We start from the raw sequence: 17,717 nt of genomic DNA on the forward strand, positions 1-17,717 counted from the left end.
CCGTTGGCGGCGCGACTGGTGATGTAGTTGTGCCAGTAGCTGTCCAGCGTCGTGCCGGAGAAGCTTTCCTGATAGACGAGATTGCTTGACGTGAATCCTGCTGGCGCGGCAAGTGCCATTCCATGTTCCTTCCAAAGATTGAACGAAGAATTTCACCGTCGCGAACTGCGCGACCCATTCCAACATCGCGAACTGCGCGATCATTCCCCTGCCGCGAAACGCGCGGCATACTGGACGCCCGGCGCACGTGATGGCGCGGACTCATTTCAACGCAGTGGAGATTTGGAGGTACGCCTCCCCGACTGCTAGCTAGCTTTGCTAGTGAGGGAGTATGGCGAAAAAAATAAGGTAGCATGGCGACAATTAGACGAGGTGCGGAAGCAGCCGTGCCGCCCTACTCAGCGCAGGTCAGCAACGGGCCACAAGCTGACATTTCGAGTAGAACTCGACCGCCGCGGTCCCGTTTGTTCTGCCAAGCGGTAGCTGAATTTATGGTAGCGGATGAAGCCGAGCCAAAAAGACCGTCAACCGAATATGTCGGGTGCTCCCCAAAGCCACATCATCTATCGGCAAGTCAGCGCCTTACGAAATCCCTCCGCCAATGCATCCTGCTCAGAGCAAAACCAGCGTTGAGCCCGCTTCAAGCGCTGATAGCTTCCGCAACGTGGCAGGTGATAGATGCCTTCATAGCCCACCGCCCGCAGCGCCAGCTTGGCCTTGATCGGGCATCCCGGCGGCATGGGAGTGTCGACGCGGAATAGCTTGTCACGTATTCGGTTTTCATGGCCAGCGTGACAACCGCCGCCGACGAGCCGCGCTCCATTGCGATTCCATCCCCGCAGCTCGCGCGGTTCTGCGAAACATCCTTTCCACAGTCCGCGCGAGTTCTCGCGTGCGTCAGCTTCATCTGCAGAGTATCGGCCCTTTGCCGAAGGCTCGAACTTGATCGCCCACCCTTCACGAACCAGCCACTCATTGAGCGTTGTGGCTTCGTTTTCGATCGAACAAACTGCGATCCGCCTGTGCTTGTAGATCGGATCAGGCCCCTTGTCCTCGCAGCGAACGGCGCGACTTCCGATATGCGCGCTCAATCGATCGCGCACCGCAACCCCGCACGACCAGACGTCACCGGTTTGGTCGAGGCACATCTGGTCGATTTCGGGCGCATCGATACCTTCCAACCGATAGATCGTACCATCCAGTTGGAGCGTATCGCCATTAGTCACAACAATTTCGGCCGCCAGGCTTGGCCCGGCGATCGCCCACAACAACGTCGCAATGAGAGCACGCATGTCAATTCCTCATCAGCGTAAAATTCGAAGATCACTATATTCGCGTCCGATCTTTGGGATCGGGCGCCGCGACCAGCTGGCCTGGGATCGAACTGCTAAGAAAGTATGGGTAGGAGTGTCCGCCACGGTAAACCGGACGGATATATAGCTCGGATCGTCAGCTTTGGGGCGATCGCCGGAAGAGAAAGAGGAACCCAAAGCACTGACGCACAATGTCGACGGCCCGCCCGCTCCATCATTACCCTCGCAGGCGTGGCCCCCGAGGCTACGGCCACGTCCCATGACGCCGGGTGAGGCGCGCCTGCCGCGTTTCGGAATAATAGAATAATGCCGCTGAGTTGCCCGACATGTCAAGTCGCCGTGTCGAATGCCGGCACGCCGCCGGCCACTTTGCATGGGGTTGTTTTCGATATTTTGGCGGTGCGCCCCTGCGGAGGCAGGCCATATGCGATAGCCCTGGCCCGCCGCGGGCCGGGCTCACCCCTGCAGCCGCAACGAGATCTCGGTGCTGGCGAAGGTCCTGTCCGGCGTCAGCACCACCATGTCGACGACGGTCATCGAGCCGGGCTGGCTGTAGACATATTTGACGTGCCAAAGCGGCCCGATATCGGGTGTGATGACAAAATCGCCGGATTCGAGCGCCCTGGCGATCGTCCTGACCGCCTCGCTATTCTTGATCGGGAGCGAAAACACCGCGTCCATCAGCGCAGCAAGGCTGACGCCCTCGGCGAGGAAGGCGCGCGCAACATTGTCCCCGTGCGCCTGTCGAAGGGCCGACACGATCTCGGCGACAGCTTCCGGGTTCCTCACACGACGCGCCTTTGAGCAGAGTTCGCCGTCCCCTCGACTCACCGGGGCCGGCTCCAGGCATCTTATAATGCAGGAGACTGCCCGTTGGTAAGGCTTCTGAAGCGCGATTGGTTGCAACCATGACGCTTCGTTGACACGCCTTCAACAGACCGCCGTCACGGTCAGGATGCAGTTTCGAGAGGCGCGATCACCATTTCAACGCTGCCGTGCGGACCGGGTCGTCCCACAACGCGGCCGTCTCGGCATCGAGCAGGCTCACGGTGAGCGAGCAGCCGGCCATGTCCAGCGAGGTGACGTAGCTGCCGACCAGCGAGCGGGCGATGCGCAGGCCGCGCTGCTCGAGCATGCGGCGCGCCGCGTTGTACATCAGATAGAGCTCGATCGTCGGCGTGCCGCCAAAGCCGTTGACCAGCAGCAGGGCCTCGGAGCCGGTGGGAGCCGCGAGATCATCGGCGATGGCGGTGGTCATTTCCGATGCGATGGCGTCGGCGGCTTCGAGCTTGACGCGGCGGCGACCCGGCTCGCCGTGGATGCCGACGCCCATCTCCATCTCGTCCTCGCCGAGCGCAAACGTCGGTGTGCCCGCGGCAGGCACCGTGCAGCTGGTCAGCGCCACGCCCATCGAACGGGTCCGCGCATTGACGCGCTCGCCGAGCGCCACGCAGGTCTTGAGATCGGCGCCTTTCTCGGCGGCCGCGCCGACGATCTTCTCGACGACCAGCGTGCCGGCGACGCCGCGGCGGCCGATACTGTAGGTCGACTTCTCGACCGCGACATCGTCGTCGGTGACGATGGTGGCGGTACGGCCCTCGGCGATCTCGGCCGCCATCTCGAAATTCATGCGGTCGCCGGCATAGTTCTTGACGATGAACAGGACGCCGGCATCACCGGCAACCGCTTGCGCGGCCTCGACGATCTGGTCCGGCGTCGGCGAGGTGAACACCTGTCCGGGACAGGCGGCATCCAGCATGCCGTGGCCGACGAAGCCGGCATGCAGCGGCTCATGCCCGCTGCCACCACCGGAGACCAGCGCGACCTTCCTGCGGTTCAGCTCGCGGCGGCGAACGAATTTGCGCTCGGCGCCCAGCGCGACCAGATCGGCATGCGCGGCCGCAAAGCCGTCGAGGCTCTCTGCGAGAACGTTGTCGACCGCATTGATGAACTTCTTCATGGTGTCCTCCCCGCTTCGTTCGGCGTTTTCGCCTATTTTTCCCGCATGATGCCAATCAGGCGCCGCGTGAATTCCTGCAGCAGCGTGTCAAGCTCGGCATTGCGCTTGGCACTGCCGAGATCCGGCAGATGCAGCGTCAGCGTCCGCTCGTGCGATCCCTCGCTCAACCGGCCGACGCGGCGCGGATGCGCGCGGGCATAGGCGCGCAAGAACGCGGTCTTGGCCTGCGGCGGAAAGTGGCAGACATCGAAGATCGTGTTGAGATGCTGCACCGGGATCGGCACCGGATAGGCCGGATTGCTGATCTGGCTGACGAAGCTGCGGTTCTTGCCCATGGCGTGGGCCAGCCGCAGCCGCATGCCGGAGGGGCGGCTCTCCAGCACTTCCTTGAAGATGCGCTTGTAGACCGCAACCGCGCCGGCTTCGGGCGCTTCATCGGCCGCCGTGTCAGCCAACACTGCCTCCACTGCTCAGCCGGTCGATGGTCTGCTTGATCTGCGCCAGGGCCGACGCATTCACCGACAATTCGCGCAGTCCGCTGTTCAGAAGCGCGGGAAGACAGCGCGGATCACCGGCCATGTCGCCGCACAGGCTGACGCTGATGCCGGCGCGGCGGCCGTGCTCCGCGGTCCGCGCGATCAGTTCGAGCACTGCGGGATGCAGAGGATCCATCAGGGGGGCGAGAGCTCCGTTGGAACGATCGCAGGCCAGTACATATTGCGCGAGATCGTTCGAGCCGATCGAGAAGAAGGCGGCCTTGAAGCTCGAGACCGCCAGGGCCGCCGCCGGGACTTCGACCATGATTCCCAGCTCGGGAAGCATTGCGGCAATGCCGTCCGCCTGCAAGCGCTGCACGATGTCGGCGAACAGCTTCCGCCCCGCCTCGAGCTCATCCGCCGACGTCACCATCGGGAACATGACCTTGAGATTGCCGCGCACCGCGGCGCGGGCCAGCGCGCGGAGCTGGACGGCGAAGATCTCCGGCCGCGCCAGGCACAGCCGCAAGCCGCGCACGCCGAGGAACGGATTGGCCTCACCATCCTGGGTGAAGCCTGGCACCGGCTTGTCGCCGCCGGCATCGAAAGTGCGGATCGTCACCGGTCGCTGTCCGGCCCAGCGCAACACCGAATCATAGGCCTGGAATTGGGTTTCCTCATCCGGCAGCTCGCTCCGCCCGGCGAGCAGGAACTCCGTCCGCATTAGGCCGATGCCGTCGGCATATTGGGCATCCGCATGATCGAGATCGTCGACACGCTGGATATTGATCAGAAGCTTGATGTGCTCGCCGCGCCACGAGGCGGTCGGCCGCCGCAGGATCGCGCGCGCGGATGCCCGGCTCTTGCGATGGCTCTCGCGCCGCTTCTCGAAGATCCGCACCTGCTCGGCGCTGGGATCGAGCTCCAGCGTCGCGCCTTCGCCGTCGAGCAGCGCCGTGGTGCCGGCATCGGGAATCGTGCCGAGTTGCACCACCATCGGAATTCCGCGCGCGCGCGCCAGCATCGCGACGTGGCTGGTCGGACTGCCGTGCAGCAGCGCCAGGCCTCCGCCGCCGGACCAGTCGATCTCCAGGAAGCGCGACGGCGGCAGGTCGTCGGCACAGACCACGCCGCCGCTCGGGATCTTGAGCGGCTCGCCCGCGTCGCCGCGCAGGATGTGGACCACGCGGTCGCGCAAATCCGCAAGGTCCGACGAGCGGGCCTGCAGATACTCATCCTCCGCCGCATTGTACTCCGCGATCTGCCCGTCGAGCGTCGAACGCCAGGCGACGTCGGCCGGACGCCCATCGCCGATCGACGCGAAGATCGCCTCGATCAGATCCTCATCCTCCAGCAACGCGACCTGGAATTCGAGGATCTGCGTGGCTTCGCCGCCGGCGCTGGCGGCAAGATCGGCAATCTGCCCGCTCGCGAGATCGATCGCCTTGCGCAAAGCGAGCGCCTCCTCGACCAGCGTGCCGGCGACCCGCTCGCCGCCCGCGCCCGCATCGACGCGGACCAGCGGACCATGAGCAAAGCCGATCGAGGCGGTCCTGCCGCGGTAAGCCAGTCCTGCAGCGCCGCCTTGCATGCTAGCCCGCTCCATCCGGAAAATCGCTGGCGACCAGATCGACCAGGGCTGCGACAGCCGCCTCGGCGTCGCTGCCCGACGCCTTGATCTCGATCGTGCTGCCGTGCGCGGCGCGCATCGCCATGATCTTGGCCACGCTCTTGGCATTGATCCATTCGGGCGCACCCGCGACCCGCACCGAGATCTGGGCCTGGAACTTCTTGGCGAGCTTGGTCAGCTTGACCGCCGGGCGCGCATGCATGCCCACCGCGTGCACCAGCCGCACATTGCCGGTGAAGATCTGTCCGTCCGCTTTATCAAGCATGCTCATCATCCATCGTCACTTCGCCAACATCTCAGTCGGCAGAGAGTTCTTCGGCCACGGCCTTGACCTGGGCCAGCGTACTGCCGCCCGCCGCCTCGGTCGCCGCCATCACGGCGCCCTCGACGATCGGTGCATTGCAGACGACAACGAGATCCCGCCGCGCTGGCTCCAGCATCTCCACCGCCATTTCGCTGTTGGTCTCGGCACCGCCGAGATCGACCAGCACCGCAACACCCTTGGGAGACCAGGCGGCATTGATGGCGTCGATGATCAGCGGCACGCTGGTGCCCAGTCCGCCGTCGGGATTGCCGCCGCAGAAAGCCACCTTGACCTCGCTGCCGACCATCTGCCGCACCATGTCGGCGGTTCCCTTGGCGATGTCGCTGGAATGCGAAACGATCACGATTCCCACGGTGTCGGTCATGCCCGTGCCTCCAGGCCCGCGCACACCGCCTGTACCAGCACGCAGCTCGACCGCGCGCCGGGATCGACATGCCCGACACTGCGCGCGCCGAGGAACGACGCGCGTCCCTTGGTGGCCTGCATCGGCGCCGTCCGTTCCACCGCCTCGATAGCGGTGCTGCGCACCCGCGCGATCAGATCCGGCTGGCCGGCCGCCGTCTTCAACGTCTCGAGCACGGGAACCAGTACATCCAGCATGGTCTTCTCGCCGACTTGCGAGCGGCCGCGCGCGCTTACCGCGTTCACGGCGCTGCCGAACACATCAGCGAGATCCTCGGGCAGATGCTTGTCGTGCGAGAGCGCTTCGCCCGCGGCCAGAAAAAAGCTGCCATAGAGCGGCCCGGAGGCGCCGCCGACCGTCATCACCAGGGTCTTGCCGATCATCTTGAACGCTTCGTCGAGCGGCTGCGCCGAAATGGCATCGAGCATGCCGAGCACGGCTTCGCAACCGCGCTTCATGTTGGTTCCGTGGTCGCCGTCGCCGATCGCCTGATCGAGGCTCGTCAGCTCCGGCGCGCTGGCGATGACCTGCTCCGCGGCCGCCTTGACCAACGATTTGAATGTCTCTGATGGCACCGACATCTCTTCGATCCTCTCGCCCCTCTAATGAACCGCCGCGGCAAGTCGTTGCCCCGCACGGTCGAAACACAGCGGATGCACCAGATGCAAGTCGACCTCCTGGCCGGCCTGCAGCGGCTGATGCGGGTCCGCCAGCGTCACCAGCGTCTCGCCCTTATAGTCCAGATGAATATGATTCTGCTCGCCGAGGTGCTCGACCCGGTGCACCCGGCCGACCATCTGCCCGCCATTGCGCGCGGCGAGCTGAAGATGCTCGGTGCGGATGCCGACCGTCTCGGTTCCCGGCGGCATCGCGACATCGGCCAGCAGCCGCGCCGGCAGGAAGTTGATCTGCGGCGTGCCGAGCCGCGAAGCGACGTAGCTGCTGGACGGGCTTTCGTAGATCTCCCGCGGCGTGCCGAGCTGAAGCAGCTGGCCGTCCTTGATCACGCCGATGCGCGAAGCCATCGTCATCGCCTCGACCTGGTCGTGGGTGACATAGAGGATGGTCGCGCCGAGCTCGATCTGGATCCGCTTGAGCTCGAGCCGAAGCTCGCTGCGGAGTTTTGCGTCCAGCGAGGACAGCGGCTCGTCCATCAGATAGATCGAGGGATCGCGGACCAAGGCCCGGCCGATCGCCACGCGCTGCATCTCGCCGCCGGACAGCCGGGTGGCGCGGTTGTTCAGCTTGCTTGCGATATGCAGCAGCTCCGCGGTCTGTTCGACCCGCTTGCGGATGATCGGCTCCGCCACCCGCCGCGCCGGCGAGCGCAACGGAAACGCCAGATTGTCGTAGACCGTGAGATGCGGATACAGTGAGTATTGCTGGAACACGAAGGCGATGTCGCGCGAGCCCGGCGGATCCTGCGTCACGTCGCGGCCGTCGATCATGACGGAGCCCGCATCGGGCGTCTCCAAGCCGGTGATCAGCCGCAGCGTCGTGGTCTTGCCGGCGCCGCTCGGTCCGAGCAGGACCATGAACTCGCCGTCGTTTACCGTCAGCGAGAGGTCGCGAACAGCTTCCACCGCGCCGAAGCGCTTGGTGACGTTGCGCAGGGTGACGTCAGCCATGGCGCGGGCCCTCCTCGCTGGCAGTCCGGATCGCAAGGCCGCTGCCGATGTCGAACAGCGCCAGCCGCGCTGCGTTGAATTCGAGGCCGATGGTCTCGCCGATCCGCACCGACGCACTGGACGGCAGCCGCGCCGCGACCCGCCCATAGGCCGTATCGACCGTGACGATCTGGGTGGTGCCGAGGTATTCCGCGCCGAACACCTCGCCGCGCACGGCGCCGGCGTCGGCGAAGCGGATATGCTCCGGACGAACGCCGAGCGCCAGCGGCGCGTTGGCTCGGTCTTCGCGAATCTCCGGCACCGCGAGGCTGGTGTCGTGGAAGGAGACCGCGCGATCGCCGGAGCGCAGGCCGCCCTCGAAGCGCAGGAAGTTCATGGGCGGCGAGCCGATGAAGTCGGCAACGAACATGCTCGCAGGCCGGTCGTAGACCTCCTGCGGCGTGCCGATCTGCTCGACCCGCCCCTTGTTCATGACGGCGATCTGGTCGGCCATCGACATCGCCTCGAGCTGGTCGTGCGTGACATAGACCGTGGTCGCCTTGATGCGATCGTGCAGGTCGCGCAACTCGCCGCACATCAGATGGCGGAATTCGGCATCGAGCGCGCCCAGCGGCTCGTCCATCAGGAACGCCTTCGGCCGCCGCACCATCGCGCGCCCGAGCGCGACACGCTGCCGGTCGCCGCCCGAGAGCTTCGAGGTCTTGCTCGACAGCAGATGTTCGATCCGCAGCATCCGCGCGGTCTCCTGCACCCGCTCGCGAATCTCGCGCCTCGCCATGCCCTGGCACTTCAGCGGAAAGCCGATGTTCTCCCCCACATTCATGTGCGGATAGAGCGCGAACAGCTGGAACACGAAGGCGATGTCGCGGGCGGCGGCGCGGTGGAACGTGACGTCCTCGCCGTCGAGCAGGATCTTGCCTTCGGTCGGCAGTTCGAGGCCGGCGATCATGCGCAGGGTCGTGGTCTTGCCGCAGCCGGAGGGCCCGAGCATCGCGAAGAACGTGCCGTCGTCGATCGTGAAGGTCGAGCCTTCCACCGCGGTGAACTGATCGAACGACTTGCGCAGGTTTTCGATGCGGATCTGTGCCATGGCCTATTCCGGAAAATGGCTGACGATGACGAAGCCGACCGTGCCGGCAAGGATCGTCACGAAGGAGTAGCTGTAGAGATCGATCGACCAGGGCTGCACCAGCATGATGATGCCGCCTCCGATCAGGGTCATCGCAACGGCCTCCCACGGCCCGCGACGGAACCAGCGCGCTACGCTACCTTTGGCAACCACAGAGCCGCTCATTTGCGCACCGCTCCGAAGGTGATGCCGCGCAGCAGATGCTTGCGCAACAGCACGGTGAACATGACGATCGGGACGACGAACAGCGTGGTCGCGGCGGCAACCGCCGGCCAATCCTGTCCGCCCTCGCCGATGATGAAGGGGATGAACGGCGGCATGGTCTGTGCCTCGCCGCTCGTGAGCAGCACCGCGAAGGCGTATTCGTTCCACGAGAAGATCAGGCAGAAGATCGCGGTTGCAGCGATACCCGTGACGGCCTGCGGCAGCACCACCTTGCGCAGCGCCTGCAGCCGGGTATAGCCGTCGACCAGCGCCGCCTCCTCATACTCGCGCGGAATCTCGTCGATGAAGCCCTTGAGCAGCCAGACCGCGAGCGAGACGTTCACCGCGGTGTAGAGCAGGATCATGCCGAGCCGCGTGTCGGTCAGATTGAGCTGCCGGTACATCAGATAGATCGGGATCGCCACCGCGACCGGCGGCATCATGCGCGTCGAGAGGATGAAGAACAGCAGATCATCGGCCAGAGGTATGCGGAAGCGGGAGAACGCATAGGCCGCGAGCGTGCCGAGGAAGACCGCAAGGAAGGTCGAGCCGAAGCCGATGATCAGCGAGTTGACGAAGCGCGGCACGACCTTGGACGGCCCGGCGATCACCATGTCCCGCTTGCGCACCAGCTGGTCGTACCAGGTTTGCGGCGGCGGCAGCTTGGCGATGAAGTCCGGCGTCTGGCGCGTGCGCACGGTGAACAGGTTGACATAGCCTTCGAGGGTCGGCTCGAAGATCACCTTGGGCGGATAGGCGATGGCATCGCTCTGCGACTTGAAGGCGGTGGCGACGATCCACAGCAGCGGCAGGATCGTGATCACGGCATAGAGGATGACGAGGCCGCCGGCGAACGCCTTCGTGCGCGGCGAGGCTTCGACGATGGAATGCGCGGTGGATTTGGTGGCGGCAGCGGTCATCGTTGCTTCACCTTGTTGAGCGTCTTGACGTAGATGTTGGCGGCGCCGAATACGGTCACGAACAGGATGATGGCGAGCGCCGAGGAATAGCCGGTGCGCCACTTCTCGAATGCGGCGCGCTTCAGCGAGATCGAGACCAGCTCGGTGGTCGAGCCCGGCCCGCCCGAGGTGAGGAGGTTGACCATGTCGAACATCTTGAAATTCTCGATGGCACGGAACAGCACCGCGAGCATCAGGAACGGCACCGTCATCGGCAGCGTGATCGACCAGAACTGCCGCCACGCCGAGGCGCGATCGACTTCAGCCGCCTCATAGATGTAATCGGGGATCGAGCGCAGGCCGGCAAGGCAGATCAGCATGACGTAAGGCGCCCACATCCAGGTATCGACCAGCACGATGGTCCATGGCGCCAGCGACACCTGCCCGGTCATGCTGAACGAGCTCGGCGGCACGCCGGTGAACAGGCTGATCAGATAGTTGAACGGCCCGATCTGCGGCTGCAGCAGCAGGGTCCAGAAATTGCCGACCACCGCCGGCGACAGCATCATCGGCAGCAGGATGATCGTGGTCCAGAAGCTGTGACCGCGAAACTGGCGGTTGATCAATAGCGCGAGGCCGAAGCCGACGACCACCTGCAACGCCACCGACGAGATCACGAACTGCGCCGTGGTCTGCAGCCGGAACCAGACGTCCTCGTCGGTGAGGATGTCCCTGAAATTGTCGAGGCCAACGAACCGCAGCGGCAGATAGGACATGCTGAGGTTGAGGTTGGTGAAGGATAGCCGGATCATCCAGATCAGCGGAAAGATGTTGATCGCAAGCAGCAGCGCGATCGTCGGGGCGACGAACAGCCAGGCAATGGTCCGGTCCGACAGACCGTGGCCGCGCCGGGCGGTGCGGGATGTACCAGGCTTGCTCACGCCTGGGATCGTAGCATGATCGGGTTGCAGGATCGTCGTCATCGTGTCCATCGGCTGGCTGGGTCGGCTTCCCCGAGATCAACTCGGGGAAGCCAGTTCAGGTGGAGTGTAGGAGCCTGCTATTGCGAGGCGACTTCCTTGCCCTGTTCCTTGAAGACCTTGGTCCAGTCCTTGACCAGGAGATCGAGCGCCTGCTGCGACGTGCCCTTGTCGGCAACGACGTAGTCATGCACCCGCTTCTGCATGTCGAGCAGCAGTTGCGCGTAGGACGGCTCGGCCCAGAAGTCCTTGACGATCCCCATCGACTCCAGGAATTGCGGCGCGAATGCCGCGCTCTTCGGGAAGTCGGGCGCATCGACCACGGCCTTGAGGGCGGAGTAACCGCCGATCTGCCACCATTTCTGCTGCACGGCGGGCTGCGCAAACCACTTGATGTAGGCGAGCGCGTCGTCCTTGTGGTCGGAGGTTGCCACCACCGAGATGCCCTGGCCGCCGAGTTGCGTGAAATGCCCCTTCGGACCGGCCGGATTGACGAAGAAGCCGATCTTGTCGCCGCCGACATTCGGATCCTTGTAGAGGCCGGGGAAGAAGGCGAACCAGTTCATCTGCATCGCGACCTGGCCGGACTTGAAGGCATCAAGCCCTTCCTGCATGTAGGCATTGGTCATACCCGGCGCCGTGCAGCACTTGTAGAGCTCCTTGTAGAACTCGAGCCCCTTGGCCGCGTCGGCGGAGTTGACGATGCCCTGCATCTGGTACGGCTTCTTCGGATTGTCGTAAGCGAAGCCGTAATTGTAGAGCACGTTGGTCACGCCCATCGTGATGCCTTCCGAGCCGCGCTCGGTGAAGATGTAGGCGCCATAGACCTTCTTGCCGTCGATCTCGCGACCCTGGAAGAACTCGCCGATCTGCTTCAGCTCGTCATAGGTCTTCGGCGGCGCCAGGTCGCGGCCGTACTTGGCCTTGAATGCGGATTGGATCTCGGGCCGCGCAAACCAGTCCTTGCGGTAGGTCCAGCCCACCGCATCGGCCATCGCCGGCAGCGCCCAGTAGTTCGGTGTGTTCTTCGGCCACTGCGAGTAGCCGACGACGGTCGCCGGGACGAAATCGTCCATCGAGATGTGTTCTTTGTCGAAGAAGTCGTTGAGCTTCACGTACCACTTGTTCTCGGCGGCGCCGCCGATCCACTGGCTGTCGCCGATGATCAGGTCGCAGAGCTTGCCGTGCGAGTTGAGCTCGTTGAGGAAGCGATCGGCGTAGCTCGTCCAGGGGACGAACTCGTACTTCATCTCGATGCCGGATTGCTTGGTGAAGTCCTTGCCCAATTCGACCAGCGCATTGGCCGGATCCCATGCCGCCCAGCACAGCGTGAGCTGCTTGCCCTGCGCAGCGGCTTGCCCGCCGCCGAGCCCCCCGAGTGCCGCGGCCGCAGCAACCACGGACGCCGCCGTACTGCGTAACCATCCCAGTCTTCGCATATCCATTTCCTCCCTATCGTTGAAGCACCTAACCCGCTCGGCGCATCCCTGCGGGATCGACGCCGAGGACTTTGCAAACGAGTTGATGAGCGATGATGGAGGGCGAGACGAAGCGCACCCAGACGTTCGGTCCGGATGGCTGGGCTCCTCCCACACATCTGCTCGATGCGCGATGTTTATCGTTTTTGTAATACTAAACGTATTACTAAATTCGCGAGGCCGTCAAGCCGGTTTTGCGAGCTCGACGAAAAGTCGATCGGCACCCGCACCGAAAGCGAACCGATTGCAGTGCAACAAAGGAGTTTTAGACTACCTGGATTCGCGCTCGCGATGCGCGACGCCTTCGGACAGCGACGGGCGAACAACGAGGCGCTGTGCGAAGTTCTGTTTAATAAACTATTTTACTGAACGTTCAGTGCGCGAGAGCTCGGTGGCCGACGCGTCACGGCGTACCAGGTTTGCGCTCGCCTAGAGGTAGCTTGCGAACGCGAGCCGCTGCGCCGGCGTCAGATGCAAGCCATGCTTGGTGCGCCGATCCAGGAAATCGGCAGGGCTTTTCGCCCACTCCTGCTCGCGCAGATACACCGCTTCGCGTTCATAGAAGTCACCGCCGAAATGGCGGCCGAGATCGGCGGAGCTGCGAGCTGAACCCAACAGCTCTCTCGCGCGCGTACCGTAGAGACGGGCATAGTGCTGAATGAGCGTTCGCGGCAGATCGGGATAGGCGCGCGCCAACCCCTTCGCGAAATCATCGAAGCTGCCGCCGATGTCGCCGCCCGGCAGCGGCCGAATCGCGGTCCAGGCCGGTGACAGTTTCGGAAACCACGGCGCGAGGCGCTGCATCGCCTGCTCCGCCAGCCGGCGGTAGGTCGTGATCTTGCCGCCGAAGATCGAGAGCAGCGGCGGCGCTCCTTCGGTGCCGTTAACCTCGAACACATAGTCGCGCGTCACGGCCGACGGATTGTCGGCATTGTCGTCGTAGAGCGGCCGGACACCGGAGAAGGCATGCACGATATCGCTCGCCTGCGGCGGCGTCCGGAAATAGCGACGTAGCACCTGCAGCAGATAATCCGTCTCGTCCGCGCCGATCGCGACGTCCTCGGCGCGGCCTTGATAGGGAATGTCCGTCGTGCCGATCAGCGCGAGATCATCCTCATAGGGGTTGACGAAGATCACCCGGCGATCGCTGTTCTGCAGCAGGTAGGCCTGCGGCCCGTCCCAGAATTTCGGCACCACGATGTGGCTGCCCTTGACCAGCCGCACACTCTGTGCGGAGTTCAGCCCGGCCACGCCCTGGATGACATCCTGAACCCATGGACCAGCAGCGTTGACCAGCGCGCGCGACCGCACGACCTGAGTCGTGCCGTCATCGCCCTGCATCTCGAGCAGCCAGGTCTCGCCATCCCGTCTCGCGCGCACGGCGCGGGTGCGTGGCAGAATGCGAGCACCGTTCCGCGCGGCGTCGATCAGATTGAGGATCACCAGCCTGCTATCATCGACCCAGCAATCCGAATATTCGAAGCCTCGCCGGAACTCCTGATGCAGCGGCGCGCCCTCCGGCGCCCGCGATAGATCCAGGCTGCGGCTTGCCGGCAGCTGCTTGCGGCCGCCGAGATGGTCGTAGAGCAACAGCCCGGTGCGGATCAGCCAGGCCGGCCGCTGCTCCGGCGAATGCGGCAGCACGAAACGCATCGGCCAGATGATGTGGGGCGCGGAGGCGAGCAGCACCTCGCGCTCGATCAGCGCCTCGCGCACCAGGCGGAATTCGTAATATTCGAGATAGCGCAAGCCGCCATGGATCAGCTTGCCCGAACGCGACGAGGTGCCTTCGGCGAAATCACCCTTCTCGCAGAGCAGCACCTGCAAACCGCGGCCGGCGGCGTCGCGGGCGATGCCGGCACCGTTGATGCCGCCACCAATGACCGCGATATCGACCAGCCCGTGATCTGTGCCCGCGACCGGCGCAGTGCCCGTCATCGCTTGCTGCTACGCCGTTTCTCGGCGCGGCGCGGCGCCGCCTTTGCCGTCGCGCGCGCCTTGCCCGGCTTCGGCGCCTGCAGGCCATAGGTGGAGAAGCCCTTCGCGGTGTCGGCGATCTCCTCGTCGGTCAGGATGACGCGCGAGTCCAGCGCGAGCGAGAGGTAATATTGCTTCGCGATGGTCTCCAACTCGACCGCAAGCCACATCGCCTTGTCGAGATTGGCGCCGAGCGCGATCATGCCGTGATTGGCGAGCAGACAGCCATTGCGGCCTTCGAGCGCGGCGATCGCGTGATCCGAGAGTTCCTTGGTGCCGTAGCGCGCGTAGCCGGCGCAGCGGATCTCGGTGCCGCCGAACGCCGCCATCATGTAGTGGCAGGCGGGGATCGGCTTGCGCGCGATCGCGAGCACGGTCGCATAGGTCGAGTGGGTATGGACGATGGCGCCGACATCGGGCCGGGCGCGCGTGATGTCGAGATGGAAGCGCCATTCGGTGGACGGCTGCAGCGGCCCTTCCCAGGCGCCGTAGTCGCCATCGAGCGGCATCGAGGCGATCATCTCCGGCTTCATCGAATCGTAGGGGGTCGCCGACGGCGTGATCAGCATCCGGTCCTTGTAGCGGGCGGAGATGTTGCCTGATGTCCCCTGGTTCAGACCCGACGCATTCATCCATCGGCACTTGGCGATGATCGCCTCGCGCAATTGTCGTTCCTCACGGGTCATACGGACTGCCTTTCTCTTCAGCACGGATTGCGCGGGGGCTCGCCGGCCAGGAAGCGGCGAACCTCTTCAGCCGCCTGCTCGGCGGCCACGGTGACGGTGCGCACGGAGGCGCCGGCGATGTGCGGCGTCAGCGTGACGTTGGGAAGCTGCAGGAGCGGCCAGTCGGCCGGCACTGGCTCGACCGCGAAGGTGTCGAGCATGGCGCCGCCGAGATGCCCCGATGCCAGCGCATCATGCAGCGCCCCGTAATCGACCAGCGGCCCCCGCGCACTGTTGATCAGAAACGCGCCCGGCTTGATCCGCGCCAGCGCGTCGCGCCCGATAAAATGGGTGGTCTCGGGCGTCACCCGCGCATGCAGCGTGATGACGTCGGCACGGCCGAGCAATTCGCCGAGCGCGACATGCTCCACGCCGTCGTTGCGATCCTGGGCGCTGAGCTGGACATAGGGGTCAGCGACCAGGATCTTGCAGCCGAACGCCTTCAGCAGCTTGACCACACGGCTACCGATCGCGCCGTATCCGACAATGCCGACCGTCATCTCGCCGAGCTCGCGCCCGGTGCGGTCGGCGCGATAGAGATCGCCGCGCCATTCGCCGCTGCGAAGCGCCTCGTGACCACTGCGGATCAGGCGGGTCTCGGCGAGAATGGCGCCGATGGTGAACTCCGCCACCGCGCTCGCATTGCGGCCGGGTGTATTGACGACCAGCACGTTGTGGTCGCGCGCCGCCTGCATGTCGATGTTGACAGGGCCGCCGCGCGACACCGCGATGAACTTCAGCGTCGGCAGCCGCTCCAGCATCGATCGCGAGATCGGCGCGAGGTGCGTGACGAGCAGCTCGGCATCGCCGATGAAGTCGATGATCTCGTCCGGCTGCCCCATGAATTCCTTCAGGCCATCGAGCTTCGAGCCGGCATAGCCGTGCTCCATCGGCTCGTCCGGCCAGGGCTGCTCCACGGAGCGGATATCAACGCCATTGCCGCAGGCTTTCCGGATGTGCTCGGCGAACACCGAGGGCAGCATGAAGCGGTCGCCGACGATGGCGATGGACTTAGACATGGTCGCCTCCGGCGCGCAGCGCGGCGAGTTGTTTCCAGACCGGCCGCGATGCCAGCCTGGCATCGAGATAGGTCGGGAAGATGCTGGCGTAGCGCTTCGCCAGCGCGGCGTCAGGCGATTGTGGAGCACTCAGATGCGGCGCAACCCACTGCTCGGCACAGGCGCGCATATCGGGATAGGCGTCGGTCGCGACCGCGGCGATCATCGCAGCACCTGCGGCGCCGGCCTCGGCACGGCTGCAGATGCGGACGTCGCAATCCAGCGTAGCCCCGAGAATGGCACCCAACGCACGGCTCTTCGCCGCGCCGCCGGTGATCCTGAGATCGCGCGGCAGCGCCCCCATCGCGGCATAGCAATCCCGCGCCGCGAAGGCCAGGCCCTCCATCACGCCGCGCATCAGATCGCCATAGCGGTGGCGCGTGCGTAGGCCGAAAAACTGCGCGCTGGCCTCGTGCGCGACGAACGGGCCGCGCTCGCCGGCATCGGAGATGAACGGATGGAACAGCACCTCGCCGGGCTTGGCCCGCAGCACCTGATCGTCGAGCCGGCGGATCAATTCGGCACGCGTGCGCGTCACGCCTTCCGCCGCCAGCATGTCGCAGGCGAGGTCGAGCATCCAGTCGATGTTCAGCGTCGCCGCCATGTTGGACTGCATCTGGGCATAGTGACCCGGCACCGGGAACGGCATGGTGTAACCGGTGGCCTCGCGGTTCAGCGTCACCGCGTCTGCGCCCGACACCAGCCGCATATGCATGCCGGTCGAGCCGATGATGGTGCAGCCGACATCGGGTGACGGATCGTAGAGTCCAGCACCAAGCGCATTGCAGATCACGTCCACATAGCCGAGGCAGACCGGCACGCCTTCCGGCAGGCCGATCTCCATGGCCGCTGCGGCCGAGAGCGGATGCGTCGTCACCGCTCCATCAACGACCGGCGGGAGCAGGTGCGTCAGCTCGGCAATACCGATCAATCGCGCGGTCTCGGCATCGAAGCCGCGCTTGCGGAAATCGCCGCACGAAAAGGTCGCCTCCGACGGATCGGTGGCCCGCTCCCCGGTGAGCAGGAAGTAGAGCCAGTCCTTGCAATGGAACGCCGTTGTCGCCTTTGTGATCGTCTCCGGCACGTGCGCCTGCAACCAGGCCAGCTGCGGTCCCTGTTGGCAGGCATTGAGCCCGGAGCCGGTGCGACGGTAGAGCGGCGCGTTGCGCTCGCTGGCGCGGATCTCCTCGACCAGCCGCCCGGCGCGCGAGTCGAGCCACAGCAGCGCCGGCGCAACCGGCCGGCCGTCGTCATCGATCAGCCAGGTGCCATCGCCCTGCCCGGTCACCGCGATCGCCGCGATCCGTGCGGATAGATCAGGAACGTCGTTTGCAAGCGCGCGAATGACCGCGACCGTATCGCTCCAGGTCCGCGCCATGTCCTGTTCGACATGCCCGCCGGCCGCGCTGCAATACGCATTCGGCCGCGAGACGTCGGCAAGCTGCTCGCCGGCCAGCGTGAACGCCACCGCCTTGATCAGCGAGGTGCCGGCATCGATGCCGATGATGACGTCGCGGCGCGCGGCGGCCATG

The 17,717-nt window shown here is 64.9% G+C and carries 18 protein-coding genes; all 18 read right to left on the minus strand.

The window, feature by feature from the left end:
* Positions 1-563: 563 nt before the first annotated feature.
* A complete protein-coding gene (locus JQ616_RS38215) occupies positions 564-1,292 on the minus strand; it encodes a thermonuclease family protein (protein ID WP_212023347.1) in 729 nt (242 codons plus the stop codon).
* A 477-nt stretch (positions 1,293-1,769) separates the two neighbouring features.
* On the minus strand, positions 1,770-2,102 hold the full coding sequence (locus JQ616_RS38220) for a hypothetical protein (RefSeq protein WP_349630110.1): 333 nt from the start codon (positions 2,100-2,102) through the stop codon (positions 1,770-1,772).
* A gap of 187 nt (positions 2,103-2,289) precedes the next feature.
* Complete coding sequence (dhaK, locus tag JQ616_RS38225) at positions 2,290-3,273, minus strand: dihydroxyacetone kinase subunit DhaK (RefSeq protein ID WP_212023349.1); 984 nt, start codon at positions 3,271-3,273, stop codon at positions 2,290-2,292.
* A gap of 32 nt (positions 3,274-3,305) precedes the next feature.
* On the minus strand, positions 3,306-3,728 hold the full coding sequence (locus JQ616_RS38230) for a hypothetical protein (RefSeq protein WP_212023350.1): 423 nt from the start codon (positions 3,726-3,728) through the stop codon (positions 3,306-3,308).
* Positions 3,721-5,340, minus strand: coding sequence for a phosphoenolpyruvate--protein phosphotransferase (ptsP, locus tag JQ616_RS38235; RefSeq protein WP_212023351.1), 1,620 nt, complete (start codon positions 5,338-5,340; stop codon positions 3,721-3,723). Before ptsP ends, JQ616_RS38230 begins: the two co-directional genes overlap by 8 nt.
* 1 nt (position 5,341) lies before the next feature.
* Positions 5,342-5,644, minus strand: coding sequence for an HPr family phosphocarrier protein (locus JQ616_RS38240; protein WP_371821719.1), 303 nt, complete (start codon positions 5,642-5,644; stop codon positions 5,342-5,344).
* 31 nt (positions 5,645-5,675) lie between these two features.
* Entirely contained in the window at positions 5,676-6,068 is a 393-nt protein-coding gene (gene dhaM / locus JQ616_RS38245) for a dihydroxyacetone kinase phosphoryl donor subunit DhaM (RefSeq protein WP_146989240.1), read from the minus strand.
* Positions 6,065-6,688: a dihydroxyacetone kinase subunit DhaL gene (dhaL, locus tag JQ616_RS38250; protein ID WP_212023352.1), complete on the minus strand. Its 624-nt coding sequence runs from the start codon at positions 6,686-6,688 to the stop codon at positions 6,065-6,067. The genes dhaM and dhaL overlap by 4 nt, the downstream gene beginning before the upstream one ends.
* A 21-nt stretch (positions 6,689-6,709) precedes the next feature.
* A complete protein-coding gene (locus tag JQ616_RS38255; RefSeq protein WP_212023353.1) occupies positions 6,710-7,735 on the minus strand; it encodes an ABC transporter ATP-binding protein in 1,026 nt (341 codons plus the stop codon).
* Entirely contained in the window at positions 7,728-8,825 is a 1,098-nt protein-coding gene (locus JQ616_RS38260) for an ABC transporter ATP-binding protein (RefSeq protein WP_212023354.1), read from the minus strand. The genes JQ616_RS38255 and JQ616_RS38260 overlap by 8 nt, the downstream gene beginning before the upstream one ends.
* A gap of 3 nt (positions 8,826-8,828) precedes the next feature.
* Positions 8,829-8,957, minus strand: coding sequence for a hypothetical protein (locus tag JQ616_RS40010; protein WP_371817950.1), 129 nt, complete (start codon positions 8,955-8,957; stop codon positions 8,829-8,831).
* Positions 8,958-9,025: 68 nt separating this feature from the next.
* Positions 9,026-9,988 (minus strand): carbohydrate ABC transporter permease, encoded by a 963-nt coding sequence (locus tag JQ616_RS38270; RefSeq protein WP_212023356.1) that lies wholly within the window; start codon positions 9,986-9,988, stop codon positions 9,026-9,028.
* Positions 9,985-10,959, minus strand: coding sequence for a carbohydrate ABC transporter permease (locus tag JQ616_RS38275; RefSeq protein ID WP_212023357.1), 975 nt, complete (start codon positions 10,957-10,959; stop codon positions 9,985-9,987). The genes JQ616_RS38270 and JQ616_RS38275 overlap by 4 nt, the downstream gene beginning before the upstream one ends.
* Before the next feature lie 68 nt (positions 10,960-11,027).
* Positions 11,028-12,386, minus strand: coding sequence for an ABC transporter substrate-binding protein (locus JQ616_RS38280; protein ID WP_212023358.1), 1,359 nt, complete (start codon positions 12,384-12,386; stop codon positions 11,028-11,030).
* A gap of 468 nt (positions 12,387-12,854) precedes the next feature.
* A complete protein-coding gene (locus JQ616_RS38285) occupies positions 12,855-14,363 on the minus strand; it encodes a glycerol-3-phosphate dehydrogenase (protein ID WP_212023359.1) in 1,509 nt (502 codons plus the stop codon).
* On the minus strand, positions 14,360-15,088 hold the full coding sequence (locus tag JQ616_RS38290) for a class II aldolase/adducin family protein (RefSeq protein ID WP_212023360.1): 729 nt from the start codon (positions 15,086-15,088) through the stop codon (positions 14,360-14,362). The genes JQ616_RS38285 and JQ616_RS38290 overlap by 4 nt, the downstream gene beginning before the upstream one ends.
* Before the next feature lie 17 nt (positions 15,089-15,105).
* Positions 15,106-16,146, minus strand: a complete 1,041-nt coding sequence (locus JQ616_RS38295) for a 2-hydroxyacid dehydrogenase (RefSeq protein WP_212023361.1) — start codon at positions 16,144-16,146, stop codon at positions 15,106-15,108.
* Positions 16,139-17,716: an FGGY-family carbohydrate kinase gene (locus JQ616_RS38300; RefSeq protein ID WP_212023362.1), complete on the minus strand. Its 1,578-nt coding sequence runs from the start codon at positions 17,714-17,716 to the stop codon at positions 16,139-16,141. Before JQ616_RS38300 ends, JQ616_RS38295 begins: the two co-directional genes overlap by 8 nt.
* Position 17,717 lies beyond the last annotated feature (1 nt).

Origin of the sequence: Bradyrhizobium tropiciagri, assembly GCF_018130545.1 — a bacterium.
In the GTDB taxonomy this organism is placed as follows: Bacteria; Pseudomonadota; Alphaproteobacteria; order Rhizobiales; family Xanthobacteraceae; genus Bradyrhizobium; species Bradyrhizobium tropiciagri_A.

Bases quoted from the DNA above. Each gene is read 5' to 3' on its own strand.
- dhaL (WP_212023352.1), bottom strand. From the start codon at position 6,688: ATGTCGGTGCCATCAGAGACATTCAAATCGTTGGTCAAGGCGGCCGCG.
- JQ616_RS38270 (WP_212023356.1), bottom strand. From the start codon at position 9,988: ATGACCGCTGCCGCCACCAAATCCACCGCGCATTCCATCGTCGAAGCC.
- JQ616_RS38280 (WP_212023358.1), bottom strand. From the start codon at position 12,386: ATGCGAAGACTGGGATGGTTACGCAGTACGGCGGCGTCCGTGGTTGCT.
- JQ616_RS38255 (WP_212023353.1), bottom strand. From the start codon at position 7,735: ATGGCTGACGTCACCCTGCGCAACGTCACCAAGCGCTTCGGCGCGGTG.
- JQ616_RS38215 (WP_212023347.1), bottom strand. From the start codon at position 1,292: ATGCGTGCTCTCATTGCGACGTTGTTGTGGGCGATCGCCGGGCCAAGC.
- dhaK (WP_212023349.1), bottom strand. From the start codon at position 3,273: ATGAAGAAGTTCATCAATGCGGTCGACAACGTTCTCGCAGAGAGCCTC.
- JQ616_RS40010 (WP_371817950.1), bottom strand. From the start codon at position 8,957: ATGACCCTGATCGGAGGCGGCATCATCATGCTGGTGCAGCCCTGGTCG.
- JQ616_RS38240 (WP_371821719.1), bottom strand. From the start codon at position 5,644: ATGCTTGATAAAGCGGACGGACAGATCTTCACCGGCAATGTGCGGCTG.
- JQ616_RS38285 (WP_212023359.1), bottom strand. From the start codon at position 14,363: ATGACGGGCACTGCGCCGGTCGCGGGCACAGATCACGGGCTGGTCGAT.
- JQ616_RS38260 (WP_212023354.1), bottom strand. From the start codon at position 8,825: ATGGCACAGATCCGCATCGAAAACCTGCGCAAGTCGTTCGATCAGTTC.
- ptsP (WP_212023351.1), bottom strand. From the start codon at position 5,340: ATGCAAGGCGGCGCTGCAGGACTGGCTTACCGCGGCAGGACCGCCTCG.
- JQ616_RS38300 (WP_212023362.1), bottom strand. From the start codon at position 17,716: ATGGCCGCCGCGCGCCGCGACGTCATCATCGGCATCGATGCCGGCACC.
- JQ616_RS38290 (WP_212023360.1), bottom strand. From the start codon at position 15,088: ATGACCCGTGAGGAACGACAATTGCGCGAGGCGATCATCGCCAAGTGC.
- JQ616_RS38295 (WP_212023361.1), bottom strand. From the start codon at position 16,146: ATGTCTAAGTCCATCGCCATCGTCGGCGACCGCTTCATGCTGCCCTCG.
- dhaM (WP_146989240.1), bottom strand. From the start codon at position 6,068: ATGACCGACACCGTGGGAATCGTGATCGTTTCGCATTCCAGCGACATC.
- JQ616_RS38275 (WP_212023357.1), bottom strand. From the start codon at position 10,959: ATGGACACGATGACGACGATCCTGCAACCCGATCATGCTACGATCCCA.